This is a genomic window from Enterococcus pingfangensis (assembly GCF_005405205.1).
Classification (GTDB): domain Bacteria; phylum Bacillota; class Bacilli; order Lactobacillales; family Enterococcaceae; genus Enterococcus_A; species Enterococcus_A pingfangensis.
In genome coordinates this window covers 57,387-77,550 of sequence record NZ_BJDP01000008.1, presented here as the reverse complement: position 1 = coordinate 77,550, position 20,164 = coordinate 57,387, and the positions used below count along the sequence as shown (strand labels likewise).

The 20,164-nt window shown below is 41.8% G+C and carries 21 protein-coding genes; 8 read left to right on the top strand and 13 right to left on the bottom strand.

The features are described from left to right. Window positions 1–275: 275 nt before the first annotated feature. From rsmI to dnaX, 9 genes are all read right to left on the bottom strand, one after another. Window positions 276–1,130, bottom strand: a complete 855-nt coding sequence (rsmI, locus tag FFM63_RS06475; RefSeq protein ID WP_137609505.1) for a 16S rRNA (cytidine(1402)-2'-O)-methyltransferase — start codon at window positions 1,128–1,130, stop codon at window positions 276–278. Window positions 1,131–1,283: 153 nt separating this feature from the next. Further along, window positions 1,284–1,631, bottom strand: coding sequence for a DNA replication initiation control protein YabA (locus FFM63_RS06470; RefSeq protein ID WP_167483436.1), 348 nt, complete (start codon window positions 1,629–1,631; stop codon window positions 1,284–1,286). Further along, window positions 1,631–2,443: a PSP1 domain-containing protein gene (locus tag FFM63_RS06465; protein ID WP_137609503.1), complete on the bottom strand. Its 813-nt coding sequence runs from the start codon at window positions 2,441–2,443 to the stop codon at window positions 1,631–1,633. The genes FFM63_RS06470 and FFM63_RS06465 overlap by 1 nt, the downstream gene beginning before the upstream one ends. Window positions 2,444–2,469: 26 nt before the next feature. Then, window positions 2,470–3,408 carry a DNA polymerase III subunit delta' gene (gene holB, locus FFM63_RS06460; RefSeq protein ID WP_137609502.1) on the bottom strand — a complete coding sequence of 313 codons (939 nt, stop codon included), beginning with the start codon at window positions 3,406–3,408 and terminating at the stop codon, window positions 2,470–2,472. A 1-nt stretch (window position 3,409) separates the two neighbouring features. Further along, window positions 3,410–3,739: a cyclic di-AMP receptor DarA gene (darA, locus tag FFM63_RS06455; RefSeq protein WP_137609501.1), complete on the bottom strand. Its 330-nt coding sequence runs from the start codon at window positions 3,737–3,739 to the stop codon at window positions 3,410–3,412. Window positions 3,740–3,752: 13 nt separating this feature from the next. After that, on the bottom strand, window positions 3,753–4,397 hold the full coding sequence (gene tmk / locus FFM63_RS06450; RefSeq protein WP_137609500.1) for a dTMP kinase: 645 nt from the start codon (window positions 4,395–4,397) through the stop codon (window positions 3,753–3,755). 62 nt (window positions 4,398–4,459) lie between these two features. Further along, window positions 4,460–5,056 carry a recombination mediator RecR gene (gene recR / locus FFM63_RS06445; protein WP_137609499.1) on the bottom strand — a complete coding sequence of 199 codons (597 nt, stop codon included), beginning with the start codon at window positions 5,054–5,056 and terminating at the stop codon, window positions 4,460–4,462. A 150-nt stretch (window positions 5,057–5,206) separates the two neighbouring features. Beyond that, window positions 5,207–5,521 carry a YbaB/EbfC family nucleoid-associated protein gene (locus tag FFM63_RS06440; protein ID WP_137609498.1) on the bottom strand — a complete coding sequence of 105 codons (315 nt, stop codon included), beginning with the start codon at window positions 5,519–5,521 and terminating at the stop codon, window positions 5,207–5,209. A gap of 16 nt (window positions 5,522–5,537) precedes the next feature. Beyond that, window positions 5,538–7,271 carry a DNA polymerase III subunit gamma/tau gene (dnaX, locus tag FFM63_RS06435; protein WP_137609497.1) on the bottom strand — a complete coding sequence of 578 codons (1,734 nt, stop codon included), beginning with the start codon at window positions 7,269–7,271 and terminating at the stop codon, window positions 5,538–5,540. 182 nt (window positions 7,272–7,453) lie between these two features. On the opposite strand from dnaX, the gene FFM63_RS06430 reads away from it, so the two are divergent. The 4 genes from FFM63_RS06430 (at window position 7,454) to FFM63_RS06415 (ending at window position 12,104) form a co-directional block, all read left to right on the top strand. Continuing rightward, window positions 7,454–8,689: an SPFH domain-containing protein gene (locus FFM63_RS06430; protein WP_137609496.1), complete on the top strand. Its 1,236-nt coding sequence runs from the start codon at window positions 7,454–7,456 to the stop codon at window positions 8,687–8,689. A gap of 96 nt (window positions 8,690–8,785) precedes the next feature. Further along, on the top strand, window positions 8,786–9,847 hold the full coding sequence (locus FFM63_RS06425) for a TFIIB-type zinc ribbon-containing protein (protein WP_137609495.1): 1,062 nt from the start codon (window positions 8,786–8,788) through the stop codon (window positions 9,845–9,847). After that, entirely contained in the window at window positions 9,844–10,635 is a 792-nt protein-coding gene (locus FFM63_RS06420) for a TPM domain-containing protein (protein WP_137609494.1), read from the top strand. The genes FFM63_RS06425 and FFM63_RS06420 overlap by 4 nt, the downstream gene beginning before the upstream one ends. Before the next feature lie 134 nt (window positions 10,636–10,769). Continuing rightward, a complete protein-coding gene (locus FFM63_RS06415; protein WP_137609493.1) occupies window positions 10,770–12,104 on the top strand; it encodes a serine hydrolase in 1,335 nt (444 codons plus the stop codon). 141 nt (window positions 12,105–12,245) lie between these two features. On the opposite strand, the gene FFM63_RS06410 is transcribed toward FFM63_RS06415, so the two are convergent. Continuing rightward, window positions 12,246–12,731: a GyrI-like domain-containing protein gene (locus FFM63_RS06410; RefSeq protein WP_137609492.1), complete on the bottom strand. Its 486-nt coding sequence runs from the start codon at window positions 12,729–12,731 to the stop codon at window positions 12,246–12,248. 170 nt (window positions 12,732–12,901) lie between these two features. Between FFM63_RS06410 and FFM63_RS06405 the strand changes: the two genes are divergently transcribed. Beyond that, entirely contained in the window at window positions 12,902–14,095 is a 1,194-nt protein-coding gene (locus tag FFM63_RS06405) for a YdcF family protein (protein ID WP_137609491.1), read from the top strand. A gap of 39 nt (window positions 14,096–14,134) precedes the next feature. Here FFM63_RS06405 and FFM63_RS06400 read toward each other — a convergent pair whose 3' ends face one another. After that, window positions 14,135–16,483, bottom strand: a complete 2,349-nt coding sequence (locus FFM63_RS06400; protein WP_137609490.1) for an ABC transporter ATP-binding protein/permease — start codon at window positions 16,481–16,483, stop codon at window positions 14,135–14,137. Between the two features lie 130 nt (window positions 16,484–16,613). On the opposite strand from FFM63_RS06400, the gene FFM63_RS06395 reads away from it, so the two are divergent. The 3 genes from FFM63_RS06395 to FFM63_RS06385 all read left to right on the top strand — a co-directional run bounded on the left by FFM63_RS06395 (window position 16,614) and on the right by FFM63_RS06385 (window position 18,735). Beyond that, the gene (locus FFM63_RS06395; protein WP_137609489.1) at window positions 16,614–17,288 is read left to right on the top strand and encodes a response regulator transcription factor; all 675 of its coding nucleotides are present in this window, start codon (window positions 16,614–16,616) and stop codon (window positions 17,286–17,288) included. After that, window positions 17,285–18,340 (top strand): sensor histidine kinase, encoded by a 1,056-nt coding sequence (locus FFM63_RS06390; RefSeq protein WP_137609488.1) that lies wholly within the window; start codon window positions 17,285–17,287, stop codon window positions 18,338–18,340. The genes FFM63_RS06395 and FFM63_RS06390 overlap by 4 nt, the downstream gene beginning before the upstream one ends. 86 nt (window positions 18,341–18,426) lie before the next feature. Then, window positions 18,427–18,735 carry a hypothetical protein gene (locus FFM63_RS06385; protein WP_137609487.1) on the top strand — a complete coding sequence of 103 codons (309 nt, stop codon included), beginning with the start codon at window positions 18,427–18,429 and terminating at the stop codon, window positions 18,733–18,735. A 103-nt stretch (window positions 18,736–18,838) separates the two neighbouring features. Here the strand turns inward: FFM63_RS06385 and FFM63_RS06380 are convergent, their stop codons facing one another. Together FFM63_RS06380 and FFM63_RS06375 are read right to left on the bottom strand one after the other, a co-directional pair. Further along, entirely contained in the window at window positions 18,839–19,156 is a 318-nt protein-coding gene (locus FFM63_RS06380) for an AzlD domain-containing protein (protein ID WP_137609486.1), read from the bottom strand. Beyond that, window positions 19,149–19,904 (bottom strand): AzlC family ABC transporter permease, encoded by a 756-nt coding sequence (locus FFM63_RS06375; protein WP_137609485.1) that lies wholly within the window; start codon window positions 19,902–19,904, stop codon window positions 19,149–19,151. The genes FFM63_RS06380 and FFM63_RS06375 overlap by 8 nt, the downstream gene beginning before the upstream one ends. Window positions 19,905–20,164: the final 260 nt, after the last annotated feature.

The following is a 20,164-nucleotide window of genomic DNA, read 5'->3' as shown; positions in this document are numbered from 1 at the left end:
ATTATGAAATATAACGAAAAATTCCACCGAAAATTGCATAAGTTTTTTCTAATTCATTTCTTAGCGATTAACAAACAGCCATTCATGAATTCGCTGACTATTTGCTTTATTATAAAAATATACCAATTATCCCGAATTGGTTTTTTCATACTTACTCCTACCAAGAGTAAATAACAACCTTCATTTCCACCATAGTGACGGCTATGGTGGTTTTTTTGTTTACTTTGGTCTAGGCTAAAAAAATCCACAAAAAAAGAGCAGGAAAAAGCCTGCTCTTACAGTTCATGATATTCTTTGTAAACATCTTGTTTCTTTAAATCGTGTCGTTTTGCGACAGTTTTGATTGCTTCTTTTGGCGCTTGTCCTTCTTCGATCAACAGCTCTACTTGCTCTTTCAGTGAACCTGTAAAAACTTCGTCCACTTCTATCTCGACAGCACCAGAAACGAGCAGGCAACATTCGCCTTTTAATGAATGTTCTGATAGATAATCGAGCAATTCTTCGGCAGTTCCTCGCAAGTATTCTTCATACAATTTCGTTAATTCGCGGCAGACCACCACTTCGCGATTGCCAAAAACTTCTAAGATATTTTTTACAGTCTCTTTTACTCGATGAGGCGATTCATAAAAAATCAACGTTGCTGTCTGATTTTTCAGCTCTGTTAATTCTTTTTTCTGAGTACTTTTTTTCCGTTGCAAAAAGCCGTAGAAATAAAATGGCTGCGGCGCTAAGCCTGATGCGATCAGTGCCGTCATCCCCGCTGTCGCGCCTGGCAAGGCAACGACTGGAATGTTTTCCTCGATGCAAGCCACGACTAATTCGTGCCCAGGATCGCTGATCGACGGCATTCCGGCATCACTAACTTGCGCGATCGAATTGCCGTTTTTTAAAAAAGTCAGCAATTCTGGGATCCGCTCATTGTAATTGTGTTCATGCAGACTTTTTTGCGGTGTCTTCACTTCAAAATGATTCAACAATTTCTGCGTATTACGCGTATCTTCACTGGCGATCAATTCAACTGTCTGCAATGTCTTGACTGCCCGAAACGTCATATCTTCCAGATTGCCGATCGGTGTTGGCACTAAATACAGCGTCCCCGCTGCTTGCGCAAAACTTTTTTGGATCCTCACAGTCGCTTTCCCTCTTTCCTTTATTGTCCGCAGCTGACAGGCGCTATCAGCTGTCCAAAACGAATGCTCCCTTGACGTTCTTTCTTTACAAAAAAAGGGTGTGACATCCGCGACGTCATACCCATTTTAAAATAAACAGCTTTTTGTCAGGAGCTACTTTTGTTTGCTTTCACGATAAATGACATCTAAACAAAACGCACACGGTTCATCTTGTTCACGTCTTGAACCATAGAGCAGATTGCAGACATGAAACCCGTCTTCGTATATTTTTTCAAGATTCAAACGTGATTCCGACAGTTCTTGCCGCTCGTCTAAGACAGGTGATTTCTTCTCATCGATTGCACGAATCCGTTCCCGCAACCGTTCATTTTCCATCTCTAATGTCGTATTTTTTTCCACAAGTTCCAGCAATGTTTCTTTCATCGAAACGAGATCCTCAAGATTTTTATGCATGTCTTGTTCTAACTGATTCAAGCCGTCATACAAAGAACGTCGATCCATCATGCTAGATCACCTGCTTCAACCAATTCTTGATAATCAAAATCAACCGTTGCATCGCAGCCGAACAATCGGACTTTCACGACTTTGCTGAGCAGGTTCAAGCCGATGACTTTCCCCCGTCCTTCTGGTGTATTGATCTCTTTGCCGTAATCAGGCATCGCCTTCTTGGCAGCTTCGTATTCACTATTTTCATATTTCAAACAGCACATCAAGCGTCCGCAAAGACCGGAAATCTTTGTTGGATTCAACGATAGACCTTGCTCCTTAGCCATCTTGATAGAAACAGGAATAAAATCTCCTAAGAAAGTCGAACAGCATAATGGTCGTCCGCACGGTCCGATGCCGCCGAGGATCTTGGCTTCATCCCGCACGCCGATTTGGCGCAACTCGATTCGTGTCCGAAAAATCCCCGCCAAATCTTTGACTAATTCACGAAAATCGATTCGTCCATCCGCCGTAAAACAAAAAATCATTTTACTGCGATCGTATGTGTATTCTACTTGGATCAGCTTCATTTCCAATTCATGCGCTCGGATCTTTTCCTTGGCGATCTTAAACGCTTCGCTGGCATCTGCTTCGTTTTGTGCCATTTTATTTAATTCTTTATCTGAGGCTTTATGTAAAATCATTTTTAAATCATCAGATAGATCTTTTTTGGCGATCTCTATTTTTGGAATTGCCACTGTCGCAATCTGGTGCGCCTGCTGTGACTCGACCAAGACTTTATCATTATAAAAATATTCGCTTTTTCCTGGCGCATAATAATAAATACGGCCTGCGTCACGAAAACGAACACCCACAACTTCAACCATGGTTTTCCCTACTCTCTTAAATAACGTTACGGAAAAATAATATGCAACGTTATTTGTTCTGCGATATTTTGAAATGATACGTTCGCTTCTAGTTTCTGATTGGCTGACAAGACTTCTGCCAGCTGGCGATTATACTTTTCCACGCCCGACTGTTTCTGTCTTATCACTTGGTTGCGTTTTTCCTTAACAAAATACGCCAAGATTTCAAAAGCGAATTGTTGTTGAGTTTTATCTTTAAACGTCTTCACCAATTTTTTTTGAACATAGATAAACGCTTGCGGATCATTTTTTTCGAGATAATTAAACCATTGAATAACAGCATCTCTAGCTTCATTAAACCATTCATCTTTTGAGATTTCAACAGCTTTTCCATAACTATTTGTTAAATTCGCCAAGAGTTCTGCCGTTTTTGTCGGGATTTGTTCTGCTTCTAAACGAGATTGCAGACGTTTTGTGGACAATGCTTGGAAGTGAATGATCTGGCAGCGTGATCGAATCGTCGGCAAAATTTTCCCCAATGATTGCGTCTCTAAAATAATCATAAAGTTAGCGGGTGGTTCCTCTAAAAATTTTAACAAGCTGTTCGCTGAATTTGTATTCATTTTTTCGGCTTGGTGGATGATCACGACTTTTTTTGCAGATTCAAAGCCGCTTTTAGTCAATTCGCTTTGCAGCGCACGAATCTGGTCAACTTTGATCGATTGGCCGTCGGGTTGGATCTCCACGACATCGGGATGATCTTGACTGGCGATTCGCAGACAGTTATTGCATTTTTCGCAAGGCATCCCCTCATGCAATGCTAAACAGAACAGGTGCTTCACAAACCATAAAGCCAACTCAGCCTTGCCGGTCCCTTGATCCCCTTCAAAAAGATAAGCATGGGCCATACGCCCATGCTCAAAACTGTTTTGTAATTGGCGAAAAACAATTGGCTGAATTGTCTGGAGTCTTTGTGCTTCGTCCATCTTAATACTGATGGAAGCCTTCGACTGGCAAGACAAAAACTGTCGCGCCACCGACTTCAACTTCAACAGGATAAGGGACTTGTCCGTCTAAGGAGATGTCTAAAGTTACTGGTGTCGTCACATATTGAGTCCGTGCTTGACAAGTTTCCTTTATCAAAGCCAAGGCAGCCTCTACTCGTTCATCTTCGATCCCAATGATAAACGTGCTGTTGCCCGCTTTTAAAAAACCGCCGGTAGAAGAAAGTTTCGTTGCGCGAATATTGGCGTCAATAAATTCATTGGCTAAGCGGTTAGAATCTTTGTCTTGGACGATTGCTAAAATAAGTTTCATAGTTTGCCACCTCTCATGAATGAAAATAGTTTGGATAACGTGTCAACAACTCGTAAAAACAGGCACTCACGACTTCATCTAAACGTTTCCGAGCATCGATTTTGATGATTCGATCGGGATTTGCTTCTGCTAATTTTAAATAAGCATGCCGCACCCTCTGATGAAATTGTAACCCTTCTGAGTCCAAACGGTCAATTTGATTGGTCCGATTCTTCATAATTCGTTGCAATCCAGTGTCTGAATCGATATCCAGATAAAGCGTAATATCTGGCACCGTGCCTTCTACTGCAAACTCATTGAGCTTAGCAACTTCTGCCATGCCGATCCCACGTCCTGCTCCTTGGTACGCCAATGAGCTGTCAGTAAAGCGATCGCACAAAACGATTTCATCTGCCTCAAGTGCAGGCCACACTTTTTCGACCAGATGTTGACGGCGAGAGGCCGCATACAGCAAGGCTTCTGTTCGATCGTCCATTCGGTCATGGCTAGGATCAAGGATCACGTGACGAATTTTTTCAGCGATCGGAATGCCTCCAGGTTCTCTTGTCTTGACGATGGTTCGTTTCGCCGTTAATTGTAATCTAGGATAAAGTTCATTCAGCACACTCGTTTTGCCTGCGCCGTCTGGTCCTTCAATCGTAATAAATAATCCGCTCACGTTCTTGTCCTCCAAAATCATTATGTTCTTATTCTATCTTTTAAAAAGACACCGCGAAATCTTTATAATTCACGGCGTCCTTCCACTGCTTTTAACAAAGTGATCTCATCAGCGTACTCAATATCGCTGCCGACGGATAGTCCGTGTGCTAATCGAGTGACTTTGATCCCCGCTGGTTTAATCAGACGCGACAGATACATTGCTGTCGCTTCGCCTTCAGTCGTGGCATTGGTTGCAATAATGACTTCTTTGATCTCATCATCATGCAGCCGCTTGATTAAAGGCGCGATATTGATATCTTCCGGCCCAGTTCCTTCCATCGGCGATAATACACCATGGAGCACATGATAAAGTCCGTGATACTCACGAACTTTTTCCAGCGACATCACATCTTTTGGTTCTTCTACAACCAAGATCGTACTGCGGTCGCGCGTTGTATCCGAACAGATCTCACACGGATCTTCTTCTGTGATATTTCCGCAGACACTACAAAAACGCAGATCGCGTTTGACACTGATCAAAGAGCGCGCAAACTCATTGACGGATTCGTCTTTCATGTCGATCGTGAAAAAGGCTAAACGGGTCGCGGTCTTTTGTCCGATTCCCGGCAACTTCATATAACTTTCAATCAGCTTCGCAATTGGTTCTGGATATTGCATCCTGTTCATCCTCTCTTTCAGAAAGGCTTCACGGACTCATTTTACTTTTGAACAATAAGACCAAAAGCTAGTTCGTTCAGCCGGACATGAATCCTACCCGCTGACCTTTTTGTAAAAAATCAGCGGCATTTAACTAAAAAGCAAAGTTGTTTACATTCCAGGAAGTCCTTTTGTGTATTTCCCCATTGTTTGATCAGTTTCTTTGGTAATTTTTGTGATCACATCATTGACTGCTAAAACGATCATGTCTTGCAGCATTTCTGGATCTTCTGGATCGATCAATTCAGGATTGATCGTCATTGTTTTTATTTTTTTGTCGCCGGTGAATGTTACCGTGACTAGGTCATTGGTTGAACTACCAGTGAATTCTTTAGCATTCAACTCATCTTGAGCTTTGACCATTTCCTTTTGCATTTTTTGCATTTGTTTCATCATGCCTTGCATATTTCCCATTCCGCGCATCATTATCTTTTTCGCTCCTCTAATCTTTTTTAATCGTTACTAGATCACCAAACAAACTTTTAGCTTGTTCAACGACTTCATTCGTTTCTTCAGGTAGTACGACTTCATCTTCTGTCCCTATTTCTCTGGTCACTTCCGGGCGATCATGGTGTTGGCTGAGAAAAGCTTGACGTAAACGCGGCCAGCTTTCACGAGTAATAAAAACAAATTCCGGCGTGTAATCTTTAATCATCATACTTAAACTGTTTTGCATATTCAAGCGCAGTTCTTCATTACTATCTGCGCGCTGACAAACGATCTCATAATCAAAAGTCACCAACATTAGATTTGGACCTGCCGCCATCGGCTCACTCGCTTTCAACATCGCTCGTTGCGTCACAGGTAAAGCCATCAATAGATCTTCCCAGACGTTCTTCACATTTAGCAAATGATCTTTGGTTGCTTCACTTAATACTTGATAGACTCGTTCTGTTGGTACCCGATAACTGCTGACCGTTTTCTTCGGTGCTGCTTTATGTTCTGTTTTTTCTGTTGGATTGGTTTTTATTTGCTGGATCTCTGTTTGCAGTTGCTGCAGCTGCTGTTTCAAGGAAGCTAATTCGGCTTGATTGGCTGGCTGTGCTGCTGAATTCAGTTGCTGGCTCGGTGTTGGCGCTACTGTTTCACTTGCTGTTTGCGGAGTTGCCAGTTTCACCGTCGCAACTTCTAAATAAACATTGGCGTGATTGGTAAAACGAATCTCATTTTGTGTCTCGCTTAAAATCTTGATCATCGCATATAAGCGTTCAGAGGCCGTTGCTTCAGCTAATTGTTTGAACGGATCGGTCAAATAAGCGGCACGGTTTTCCAAAAGCTGCGGCGCTTGCTGATAAATCAATAAGTCTCGACAATACAATAATAAGTCTTCTGTTAACCGGCGAGCTTCTTTTCCTTCTGCCAAAATATTTTCTAAAATCTCTAACGCACCGCTGACATTTTGCTGCAGACAGGCTCCAATGAAAGCATCCATCATCTCGGTCGTCAAACTGCCGGTCACTGCTAACGCGTCAGCTAACGTGATCGTTTCATTGCTGAAAGAAATCGCTTGGTCTAAAATACTCAACGCGTCACGCATCCCGCCTTCAGCCGCACGAGCGATTACTGACAATGCTTGTTCTTCATAAGGTTGGTTGCTTTCTCCAAGAATATAAGCCATCCGGCCAATGATCGCTGGGACACCGATCCGCTTGAAATCAAAGCGCTGTGTCCGCGAAATAATTGTCGCCGGGATTTTATGCGGCTCCGTCGTTGCTAAGACAAAAATCACATGTTCTTTCGGTTCTTCTAAGGTTTTTAACAACGCGTTGAACGCACCGGTTGAAAGCATGTGGACTTCATCGATGATATAGACTTTGTAGCTAGCCGCAGTCGGTGCGTAATTGGCCCGATCGCGGATAAAACGAATCTCTTCCACTCCGTTATTACTAGCCGCATCAATCTCGATCACGTCTTCTTGGCGTCCTTCGGTGATTGAACGACACATCTCGCACTTATTGCAAGGTTCCCCATCAATGCTGTTGGGACAATTGATGGCTTTAGCAAAAATCTTTGCCGCACTGGTCTTTCCTGTTCCGCGGGGACCGGTGAACAGATATGCGTGGGAAGTTTTTTGTTGCTGGATCGCATTTTTAAGTGTCTTTGTGATTGCTTCTTGTCCGACCAAGTCATCAAAACGTTGCGACCGCCAAACGCGGTAAAGGGCTTGATACGCCATAATTTTCCTCTTTCCTTTTAAAATCACTGCTTTTTATTATACGTGATTTTACGTAAAAAAACTATAGAAACCAATTGTCTATCTCAATTGTTTAGCGTCTCTTAATCTGTGCAACTGTATCCTTTCTATTTCAAAAATACTCTATGGTATAATGAAAAAAACGCTTTTACGGAGGGATATTCATGGGTCTATTTAAAGCAGCAACAAGCAGTCTTGGCGGCGGACTGGCCGATCAATGGTTAGAGATTATTGAACCAGCCGACATGGGACAAAGTACCGTCATGACAAAAGGAGTCGCCGTACGAAAAGACGACAAACGCGGCAGTAATAAAAAAGGAACCAGCGATGTCATCACCGATGGCTCGGTCATTCATGTCTATCCAAATATGATGATGCTGTTAGTTGACGGCGGAAAAATTATTGATTATACCGCCGAAGAAGGTTACTACACGGTGAAAAACAATTTGGCACCCTCGATGTTCAACGGTTCATTGAAAGACGCAGTCGCTGAAACTTTCAGTCGTTTCAAATTTGGCGGCACGACACCGCAGAAACAGCAAGTTTTTTACATCAACCTGCAAGAAGTTAAAGGAATCAAATTCGGCACCAGCACCCCGTTAAATTATTTTGATAATTTTTACAACGCAGAGTTATTTTTACGTGCACACGGCACGTATTCGATCCAAGTGACCGATCCGATCTTATTTTTCGCTAACGCGATTCCGCGGAATATGGCGCAAGTTGAGATCAGTGATATCAACGAACAATACTTGCAAGAATTTTTAACCGGTTTGCAAGCGGCGATTAATCAAATGTCTGCCGATGGTCAGCGGATTTCTTATGTGCCGTCTAAAAGTTTGGAGCTAAGCAGCTATTTATCCGATGCGTTAGATGACAGCTGGAGAAAATTGCGTGGGATGGAGATCGTTTCAGTCGCTGTTGCCAGCATTTCTTACACAGACGATTCCGCGAAATTGATCAATATGCGTAATGAAGGCGCGATGTTAGGCGACCCTGGGGTACGCGAAGGTTACGTTCAAGGTTCGGTCGCTCGCGGGATGGAAGCTGCGGGTAAAAATCCGGCTGGCGCTACGACTGGTTTCTTCGGTGTGGGCATGGGAATGAATGCCGGCGGAGATTTTCTCAACCAAGCTTCGCAAAGTAATAACCAGCAGATCCAGCAAAATCAGCAAGCCCAACAAAAAGCAGCCGGTGATCAATGGACTTGTCCAAAATGCGGCGAAGAAAACACGGGTAAATTCTGCGGCAACTGTGGCGAACCGAAACCAGCGCCGGCAACTGCGGCAAAAATCCAAATGAAATGCAGCGAGTGCGGCGAAGTCGTTGATTTGACAAATGGTGTGCCAAAATTCTGTCCACATTGCGGCAAACCTTTCAAAGGAATCCCGCTAGACTAATTTTTCAGGATTCGCTCAGGCGACAAATCAGCCGCGGAAGCTCAAAAATATAAAATCCAGCATCTAGTTACTTTTACGAAATAGGAGGATCTGCAAATGGCAGATGTATTGACGCATCACTGTCCCAACTGCGGCGGTCCTTTGACATTCAATCCAAGTGATCAAAAATTTCATTGTGATTATTGCTTAAGCATTTTTACGGTGGAAGACATCGAACGATTTGAAGCACAAGAAACTCCTGCGACTGCTGAATCAGCAGCGGCTGGCGAGGAACAAAGCACAGCTGAAGTGGATCTTTTTCTTTGTCCCAGCTGCGGGGCTCAAATTGTGACGGATCACACCACCGCCGCAACTTATTGCTATTTTTGTCATAACCCGGTCGTATTATCTGGGCGCTTGACTGGCGCATTTTTGCCTAACAAAGTTTTGCCTTTTAAAATCGATCGAGAAAAAGCAATCAGCGATTTTTTAGCTTGGACTAAAAAGAAACGCTTCATCCCAAAAGATTTTTTCAACGAACAGCAGATTGAAAAAATGACGGGTGTCTATTTCCCTTACTGGGTGGTTGATGCCGAAACTGCGGGCGATTTGACTGGTAAAGGGACTTCATTGCGTGTTTGGATCATTGGAGACATTGAATACACCGAAACGAAAGTTTATCAAATTTTTCGCCAAGGCAAAGCAAAAATTCAACATCTGACTAAAAATGCTTTAACCAAAAATCTCCAGCAAAAAATGGTCGAAGGCGTCCAGCCTTTTCCTATCGATCAAGCAGTCGACTTTCATACAGAATACTTATCAGGGTTCCAAGCCGAAAAACGCGACATCGAGATTACAGAACTGGCTGAGCAGATCAAGCACGAACTGACTGAATATACAGAGGACTTATTGCGCGATACGGTCGCCGGCTACACGACGTTCACCCCGGGCAATCGATCCGTTAATGTTGAGAAGCAAGACAATCACTATCTGCTGCTGCCGGTCTGGCTGGTGACGTATCAAGACGCCGCAGACAAAACGTATTACTATGCTATGAATGGGCAAACGGGCAAAGTCAGCGGAATTTTACCGATCAGCAATAAACGCTTAGGTTTATTTTCGGGTGGAATCTTTGCAGTACTGCTAGGGATTGCTCTGATTGTGGGGTATTTTATATGAAAAAATTTCTACTATTTATTGGTTTTTTGGCACTGTTCAATCCGCTGAAAGTTTTCGCCGCTGACGACACAATTGACGATCAAGCAAATTTGCTGACGACTGAAGAACGAGCAGAACTTTCAAGTCAAGCGGATGCGATCAATCAAAAAATCAAAGGCGAAGTCTTTATTTTGACGACGACTGACAATACCGAAGAACCGCGAACCTTTGCCAATGAACAGTTGATGGCTCGTGTTGGTAAAAATAATAACGGTGCTCTGCTTTTATTAGATATGACTCAGCGCGAAATCTATTTATCAACTTCGGGCAATATGATCGATTATATAACTGATAAACGACGCGACCAGCTTTTGGACGATGTAGAAGCCGCAATGAGCGCCGGCGATTATTATCAAGCCAGTGCGGATTATTTAACCAATGCTGAACAATTCGTGGACGACGGTATTCCCAGCGGTTCTTACCGCATCGATGAAACGACCGGAAAAGTGACCTATTACAAATCGATCACTGGAATCGAGCTTACGATCGGCTTGATCATTGCAGCCGCCGCGGCAATCGGATTCTTTTTTATGGTTCGTTTGCGTTATCAATTAAAAATCGGTACCTATCGCTATCCTTATCGAGAAAATGCCCAATTGGATCTGACCGAACGGCAAGATCAATTGGTCAATTCTTTCGTTACCACTCGACGAATTCCTCGACCTGCCAAAAATAATGGCGGTGGCGGCGGAAGTACAACAAATTCCAGCGGTGGCGGAACATTTGGCGGCGGTGGACGCGGCTTTTAACTACAACAGACAAATAGTTTTATACCAGAGTCTTTTAAATTTGATAAGAAACTCTGGTATTTTTTTTGTTTTCTTGAATTCATCTGATGATTTTGCTAAGCTTTTAAAGTTAAAAGAAATAAAGGAGCCCATCGATGAATAAAAAGAAAAGATTCCCTCTTATTTTGGTTGTACTAGTACTTTTTCTCCAAAGCCTCATAGGAATCACCGCTCAAGCTGCAGACGATTTCACAGTCAATGCAGATGCAGGATTCGCTATTGATGCTGATTCAGGGAAGGTCTTTTTTAATCAGAATGGAGATACCCCAAAAGGCATCGCGTCTATCACTAAAACGATTACGGCATATCTCGTTTTAGATGCAATCAAACAACAGAAAATTACTTGGGAACAAGAAGTACCCATTTCAGAGTACGCTGAAAAATTAAGTACAGTTCCTGATCTATCCAATGTAACTTTAGTCCGCGGACAGAAATATACGGTCAGAGATCTTTTTGAAGCCATGATCGTTGAGTCAGCTAATGCCTGTGCCGTTGCTTTAGCAGAACTGGTTGCCGGCAACGAACATACCTTTGTTGATCAAATGCGGGCACAATTAGTAGCCTGGAATATTACCGACGCGACCATCATCAACGCTTCTGGTTTGAGTAATGTCTTTCTAGAAGACCAAATTTATCCCGGCACTCAAAAAGATGATGAGAACTTGATGTCTGCTCGCGACGTTGCGATTGTGGCACAACATTTGATCAAAGATTTCCCAGAAATTTTAGAAGTTTCTAAAATCAAAGAAAAGAAATTCGCGCCGAATACTTCGCATCCAGATGATATGAAAAACGTAAATGTTATGCTGTTTGATGGTGAAAATCATAAAGACGGTGTCGATGGTTTGAAGACTGGGACTACTGATTTAGCAGGTGCCTGTTTCGTCGGAACGATCCAAAAAGACGGTCGGCGGGTCATCACCGTGATCTTGAACGCTTTGGACCAAGACAATGACAACGAAGCACGTTACGTTGAAACAAGCAAATTGATGGATTATTGTTTGAGCGAATGGAGCCAGCAAGATGTGGCTACCGCTGGACAAACACCGACTGATCAGCCGGAACTAACCGTTACAGACGGCACACAAAAATCTGTCGCTTTAGCGATGGAAACATCTGTCAAACTCTGGGTTCGAAAGGATATGGATCCTACAAATCTAACGTTTAAAACGACGTTGAACCAATCTTTGTTAGACAATAACGCAATAATCGCGCCCGTTTTAAAAAATGAAAAGATCGGTGCTGTCAATGTTTCCCTGGCCCAAGATACTTTAGGTTATGTCCAAGCAAGTGAAGGCGTATCAACAGATCTCGTAACTAAACAGGCAGTAGAAAAAGCCAATACTTTTGAAATGATTTGGCACAAGACTACAGATTTATTCTCAGACATCTGGCAAAAAACTACGGATTTATTCGCTCAGATCGGATAAAAAAAGACAAATCTATTGTTAGATTTGTCAGCAGTCTAAGCATATGAAATTTATTTCGTATGCTTTTTTTGTGTCTCGTAATTGAAAAAAGGTCAGAAACGGTTCCTTTTCTGACCTTCAGTTTAGTAGAGAGTGAAGTTTTTATTGTGCCTTAAAAGGAAAATATAATTCAACTTCTCCTTCTGCAAAATGCGGCAAGTAATGTTCGTGGATCGCACCAGCAAGTTCTAATTTTTCTAAAGGAAAAATCTCGCCTAACATTAAATTCGTTGCTTCTTCAATTTTTTCTGCACTGGCTTTCACGGTCAAATAACCCATCGGCGGCAGTTTCCAGCAAACCCAGCCTTCAGGAACTTGCGCATCTTCAGGTACTTGAACACCTGCCAGATAACGCCCTTCTTTTTGCCACGGCTCCAGCCAATGCTCGCCATCGCTCATCAATCCCCACAAATGCAGATCCTTGACGTCTTGTCCTGCTAAAAGTTCGACTAGTTCCTCGAAATGAGCATTCAACTGATCCCATAGCAACGGAACCCAAGATGGTCCTTCTTCTGCTTGTCCGCGTCCTTCTTTGCCGATCACAAAAAGCGTCGGCAAATCTACTCGATCGATCCCTTTGATTTTCATGTAGATCCCCTCCTTGCATTAGAACTGACTTACTATTAATTTTACTAATCTTTTTCCAGAAAACCAACTAATCGTTCTTTACTGCCGTTTTCCGCGTTCTTTGCTATACTTGATATCAAGTTGCAGGCTAACAACTAAAAAATATTTACTGCTACAAAGGATGTGATACGGTGGATATACCACGAGATTTACTTGCTTTAGCCTTTTATTTCATCATTTTGATCGGTGTGCTGCTTCATTTTAAAAAAAGGAAATTCAGCAAATTTTTATTATGGACTAGTATCTTTCTAGCCGGCTATTTTTTTGCCATTGAGATCCAAAATAAAACGTTCTTCATTCTGATCCCGCTCTTTTTCTTTTTATTGTTCTGCTATTTTTATTTCAAAGAAAAATGCCGATTGCGAAATGGCTGGCTGTTGAACCTTTTCTTGCTCAGTTTTGTGGGGTACGTAGCATTTGTTACCGTTACTTCAGTTTCTTTGATCGGAATAGGGATTCTTAGCATTTTACTGCTACTGTTCGTTTTGATTGTTTTATTTGGTTTGTATGCGGCCATTATTTTTCTAATCGGTAATAGTTTCATCGTTTTGCGCCACGAATCTCGCAGACTGCCGAATCTTTTGACTTTGATCTTAGCGCTGGCGATCATTGGACTGGTAATCTTGCAAACGTTTGGGCCAAAAATTCTGCCTAACTGGTCAGTCATTTTACTATCGATCCCGACGACGATCGCCTTTTACTTTTTTGTCGTCTTTTGGAATTTTTTATTGATCTCAGTGCTTTATCAATTCAACCAGCCGCAATACGATCAAGACTATGTGATCGTTCTGGGCGCCGGCTTGATCGATGGGCAAAAAGTAACACCGTTGCTGGCTAAGCGGATCGACCGCGCGATCCAATTTTACCGCAAGCAAAGTGCAGAGACGTTGTCGCCGCCGCAACTTTTAATGTCAGGTGGACAAGGTTCCGATGAAAGGATCCCGGAAGCACAAGCAATGCGAGAATACGCCATCGAACAAGGAATCCCTGCCGAAGACATTTTGCTGGAAGCACAATCTACGAATACGTTAGAAAATATGCAGTTTAGTAAAGAGATCATGGAACGCGAGCGACCTTCAGGTTATCATGCGATCTTTACGTCTAACAATTATCATATTTTCAGAGCTGGAATGTACGCTCAAGAGGTTGGTTTGAAAATTGACGGCATCGGTTCAAAGACCGCGCGCTACTATTTGCCAAATGCCTTTTTAAGGGAATTCATCGCCGTGGCTTTGATGAATAAACGTCTCCACCTTATTATTTGTGGATTGATCGCACTTGGTTTTAGTTTGCTTTCAATCATCAACTATTTCTTTGTATTTTAACCGAAAAAAGGAACGCCAAAGTTTTGGCGTTCCTTTTTATTATTCTGCCCGTAAAGCGATCGCAGCATCTTTTTTAGCTGCCATTCTTGCAGGGATATGTCCGCCGATCATTGTTAAAACAGTTGAAACAAGGATCAAAATGACTCCATGGACTGGATTTAATTGCGCGACATTTTTTAATTCAGTCATGTTATACAAAATCGTATTGATTGGGAAAGTCGCTAAGTACGCGATCACTACCCCTAATGTCCCTGAAGCGACACCTAAGATACACGTTTCTGCATCGAATACCCGAGTAATATCTTTTTTCCGTGCCCCTAAAGCTTTCAAGACACCGATTTCTTTTGTCCGTTCAATCACAGAAGTATACGTGATGATCCCGATCATGATCATGCTGGTCACTAATGAGATTCCCGCAAAGGCTACTAATACGTAAGTGATCGCGTCCATCAAGCCGCCGGTCAACTCGGTCATCGTTCCTGCTAAATCAGTATAGATGATCTTATCATCCTTCTTCTTGCCTTTATTGTACGCATCCAAATAGTTCAAAATTTTATCTTTATCTTTGTAATTGTTTGGATAGATCATGATATTGCTAGGAATACTGTCGCCGCCTAAATACGCAAGCGTGCTCTCTTTTGTTTCAGTATCTAATTTTTCATTGGTCATGACATTCGTATCCGTTTCTTTTTGAGCTTTTACGATCTCAGAATTTTCGTTATCGCTCACGATTTTAGACGTCAGTTCATCGCTGTAAGCAATTCCCGGCGCTAAAAGGTTCATTGTTGAGGATTGTTTTACTCGCAAGATTCCTGAGATTTTTAATGTCTCATTGTTTGCGCTGTCGTACATCGCTTGGTAATCAGTGTTAGGAATAAAATTGCCGGTTGGTAATTCCTTATAATACTCATTGTTGTTGACCAATTTAAATTCCGTTCCAACGATTTTATCAAAATCTAGTTTGTCGCCATCTTTCACATCAAAACCTAGATTTTTCAATGAATTGATATTCGTGCTGTGATTAGCATCTACAATCAGAACTACATCTGTATTATTTTTAGGATAGGCGCCTGACAACAATTTGTAGTTTTCTTTTAAGAAGTTGCCGGAACTTTTATCTAACTGTGTTGGAAAAGAAGAAACCCCCATTCCGGTCATACTAGCCATTGCGCTCATCATCGAAGGAGTGCCGTCTGACGCTTCATTAGACAGTTTCACTGGTTTCACACTGCCCTCAACATCTCGTAATAGATTCATTCCTACCACACGAGTAAAACCGATATTGTTGCTCAATTCAGGATCGATATCATTGATATAATCCACATAGTCTTGATCGATCTGATTCGTATGTTGCGCTTTGTCTTCATCACTGATTTTAGCGACGATCTGATTTTTGTTTTCTTTACTTGTTTTAGCAGCCTTATCGGATCCAAGCGCTTGGTTTTGATTGGCTGTTTGATCAGTCGTTGTTTTTGAAATCGTGATCGGATATTTCGCCATCGCTTCTGCTTGTGTGCTGTCGATTTGTTTTTGGAAACCGCTCGACAGCGAAAGTACGATCCCGATACTGATGATTCCGATACTTGAAGCAAAAGCCGTCAAAAATGTTCGGCCTTTTTTTGTCCGCAAGTTATTGAAAGAAAGTTTCAAAGCCGTCGCAAATTTCATCTTCGTTCGTTTTAATTGAAAATCGGCGCCCTTCTTACCTTCAATGTGAGGATGCGAGTCATTCAAGATTCTGCCATCAGAAAACTCAATAATCCGATCCGCATATTTATTTGCCAATTCAGGGTTGTGGGTCACCATGATGACTAATTTTTCTTTCGATAATTCTTGAATCAAGTTCATGATTTGAACACTAGTCTCTGTATCTAGTGCCCCAGTTGGTTCATCACATAGCAAAATATCCGGATCATTAGCTAACGCTCGCGCGATCGCGACCCGTTGCATCTGTCCGCCTGAAAGCTGGTTTGGTTTTTTGTGCATGTGATCGGCTAGACCGACTCTTCGCAAGGCTTCTTCTGCCCGCTGTTTTTTTTCTTCTTTTGCGACACCGCTCAAGGTCATTCCAAGTTCTACATTTTCAATGATCCCCAGATGGCTGATCAAATTATAACTTTGGAAAACGAAACCGATCGAATTGTTTCGATACGCATCCCAGTCAGCATCTTTAAATGTCTTTGTGGAAGTCCCGTCGATCACCATGTCCCCTGAGTCATAGTTATCTAATCCTCCAATCACATTCAGCATCGTCGTTTTACCAGAACCGCTGGCTCCTAAGATCGCGACAAATTCTTGTCGGCGGAATGAGACGGATACGCCGTCCAACGCTTTGGTCGTTGTATCGCCTACATGATAATGTTTCTTTATATCTTTTAGCTCTAACATCGTGTCACCTTTTCCCTATTAATTTACTTCATCAAGATAGCATGGCATTATTAACTCAAAATGAACAAAAATTCACACTAGGTTCATAGTAAGCTGGTACTATTATTGAGCAAAAAGGAGGGCAAAGCAAATGAATCGAGTACTTATTGTAGAAGATGATGAAAATTTATCCTTACTTTATCAAACAGCGTTGAAAAACGAAGGATTTGAAGTCTTTCGAGCAATGAACGGGATCGAAGCCTTAACTATTTTAGACAAACAATTCATTGATTTGATCATCAGCGACATCATGATGCCGGAAATGGACGGCTACGAGCTCGCAGAAAGTTTGCGGGAGACAAAATATACGCTGCCGATTTTATTTATCACAGCCAAAGATTCTTTTGAAGATAAAAAACGTGGGTTCACGATCGGAATCGATGATTACATGGTAAAACCGATCGACGTAAAAGAAATGCTTTTGCGGGTAGAAGCCCTATTACGTCGCGCCAAAATCGTCCACACAAAAGAATTAGTCGTAGGTACCACGCGGCTTGATCAGGAAACTTATGAAATCAAAACAGCAGCTGACACTGAGACACTGCCGCAAAAAGAATTTTTGCTTTTATATAAATTATTGGCTTATCCTAATAAAATCTTCACGCGCCAACAATTGATGGATGAGATTTGGGGATTGGATTCCGATACGGATGAACGGACGATCGATGTTCATATCAAACGACTGCGGACCCGTTTAGAAGATAATCCCGATTTTTCGATTGAAACGATTCGCGGACTAGGATATAAGGCGGTCATTCACTCATGAGAAAAAAACTATTCCCGCAATTATGGATGTATTTCGTTGCGATCACCTTTTTATTGATGGTGGTTGTACTGTCAGTTTTTGTCTGTCTGCTCTTTATCATCAACCATTTTCAATTATTGGCGCCAGAACGTGAAAATCACCTCTTCCCTTTTTATTTCATTATCTTTTTAAGTTTGGTCATCGGTGCGGCACTATCGATTTTTGTCGGCAGACGGATCTTGCAACCGATCGGTGACTTGCGGCAAGCTATGAGCAAAGTCGCTAAAGGGGATTTTACGCTGCAATTGCAATTAGGTGAAGAAAAGCAAATGGAAGATGTTGCCGAACTCTATCACGATTTTAACGTCATGGTAAACGAACTCAACAGTATTGAAACATTGAGGAACGATTTTGTTTCAACTGTCTCCCATGAATTCAAAACACCCTTGGCAACGATCAAAGGTTATGTGCAGCTGCTGCAAAATAACTCTTTATCAGAAGCAGAGCGGCAAAGTTATTTAGAACGTATGTTAGACGGCACCCAGCAATTGACCCATCTGACTGATAATATTTTGAAATTAAGCAAGCTTGAAAACCAAGGGATTGGCTTAGATTTCCAATATTTCCGCTTAGATGAACAGATTCGCGAAGTGATTTTATTTTTACAGCCGAAATGGGAACAACTAGATTTAACACTGGATCTAACCTTGCCTCGGACGGATTATTATGGCAACGAGGAATTTCTTTACCAAGTTTGGCTGAATCTCATGGACAACGCGATCAAATACAGTCAAAAAAATAGCTGCATCCGTGTCCAATTAATCAATGAAACACACGGTCAGCTCATCACTATCAGCGATGAAGGGATCGGTATGACGGAAAAAGTCGCCGATCGGATCTTCGATAAGTTTTATCAAAGCGACACGAGCCGCAAAACTAGCGGGAACGGCTTAGGCTTAGCATTAGCCAAACAAATCGTCGAACTACACCATGGAACGATCAAAGTCAACAGTATCCCTGATCAAGGCAGCAGTTTTAAATTATTTTTGCCAAATGACTTAGAAAATTCATAATTGTTTGATAGAAAAAACGAATTAATTCATTATTAGTTAATATTTCTTTTGTAAGCTATAGATAACTTAAAGAAGGAGTGACCGATATGATGGAGGAACAAAAAGTTACCAAGTCTGTGTACTTTGTTGAGGAAACACAAAATATCGAGGGTGCGTACGTTGAAGTCAATACACTTTTTGTCGCTGACAATCAAAAACAAGCGACTGAAGTTTATGAAAAATTAGTCAAAGAACAGCCAAAGAAATCGTTTGGTCTTTTATTAAATGAATACACAATCAATGCAGAAGGTGGTTTTTTCTATAACTTGTTCAAATCATGGAGAAATCTGCCCGCTGAATTTTATCGTAAAATGCAAATCTTAACTTACCGTCCGATCGCCGAATATCAAAACTAAAAAACTGCGAGCTGAACCGTTCGCTTTTCTGCAATGAATGAAACAATCCGCTTCCCCAAAAGCAAAAAAGACGGAAACACATCTAGAATGTGTTTCCGTCTTTTTAAATCAATGATAGTAAAAATACAGCGGCTAGCCCGGTGATCACCGAGACTGCCATCGAGCGTGTTTTATAGGCAACGCCTGCGACTAAAAACATCGCGATGATTCGACCATTGCCGATGAGTTCGAATTGATTGTCGCTGATGAAGACATCTTTGAACACTAACGCAGCAAACAGTGAAATCGGTACATATTTCATCCAATCGCTAAACCATTGTGGAACTTGGCGTTGTGAAAAATACAGCATTGGGAACAGCCGCGGCAAGTAGGACGCGCCAAATAGACATAAGATCAACAACAACAAGGCAGTATTACTCATGATGGACCTCCCCACCAGTCAAATCATAATGATCCGGTCCCTCAGTACTTGTGTCAGCGGTCTTATGAATCCGCTCGATCAAGTAGCCCACAAACGAAGCCAACAGCGTCGCTAAGATCAAGCCAAAAGTATTTTTAAATACCAGCATGAAAATAACTGCTAAGCCGCCCGATAATAAACCAGTAACTAGTAACAGACCATTGTTCAACTGCATCATGAACATAAAAATGAACATCGCGGTCAAAGCAAAATGGACCAATTCAGTATCCACATGGATAACTGAGCCAAAAATCGTTCCAACTACCGTACTGATCGTCCAAGAAGCCATCGAGAACCAATTGACGAACAAAGCTTTCTTGCGATTCCACTCAGGATCAGTAGAATATTTCAAATAATTTACTGCATAGTTTTCATCATTCATCGACTGCGAAAACAAGGCAATAAATGATCGTTTTTCTTTTTTAAAAAATTGTGACAAACTGGAACCTAGTAATGCGTAACGCAGTTCCAAGAAGAAAACCATTAAGATTGTGGACACAAATGATGCATGAACACTTATCATCGAGACGACTAAAAATTGTGCGCCTCCTGAAAAAACAAGTATCGAAAGCAAGGCCGTTAAAAAGATGTTAAATCCTGCCTTTTGCAAAAGCATACCGCATGCTAAGCCGACTGGGATGTAACTAAAACAAAGCGGCATCGCCGCGTATAACGCCTCTAACCATGGTGTCCTTTTTTTTACAGGCATGGTGTGGTCTCATTTCCCTTCACGTTCACAGGATAAAAAGCATTTTCATTCTAACACATTCCTGTAAAAAAGATAACTTTCGCTGGACACTTCAATCTTTTCTCATTTATAGCTGATCATTCGTTAAAAAGCTATATTTAGTTGTTTTCTAAAATTTTTTCTGACCGTTATGACATTTAACACGAATTATCTATCTGTTAAACAAAAAAACATCTGCTTTAGCTAAACAAAAAAGAGGAAAGTTTTAAAATTTTCTTATG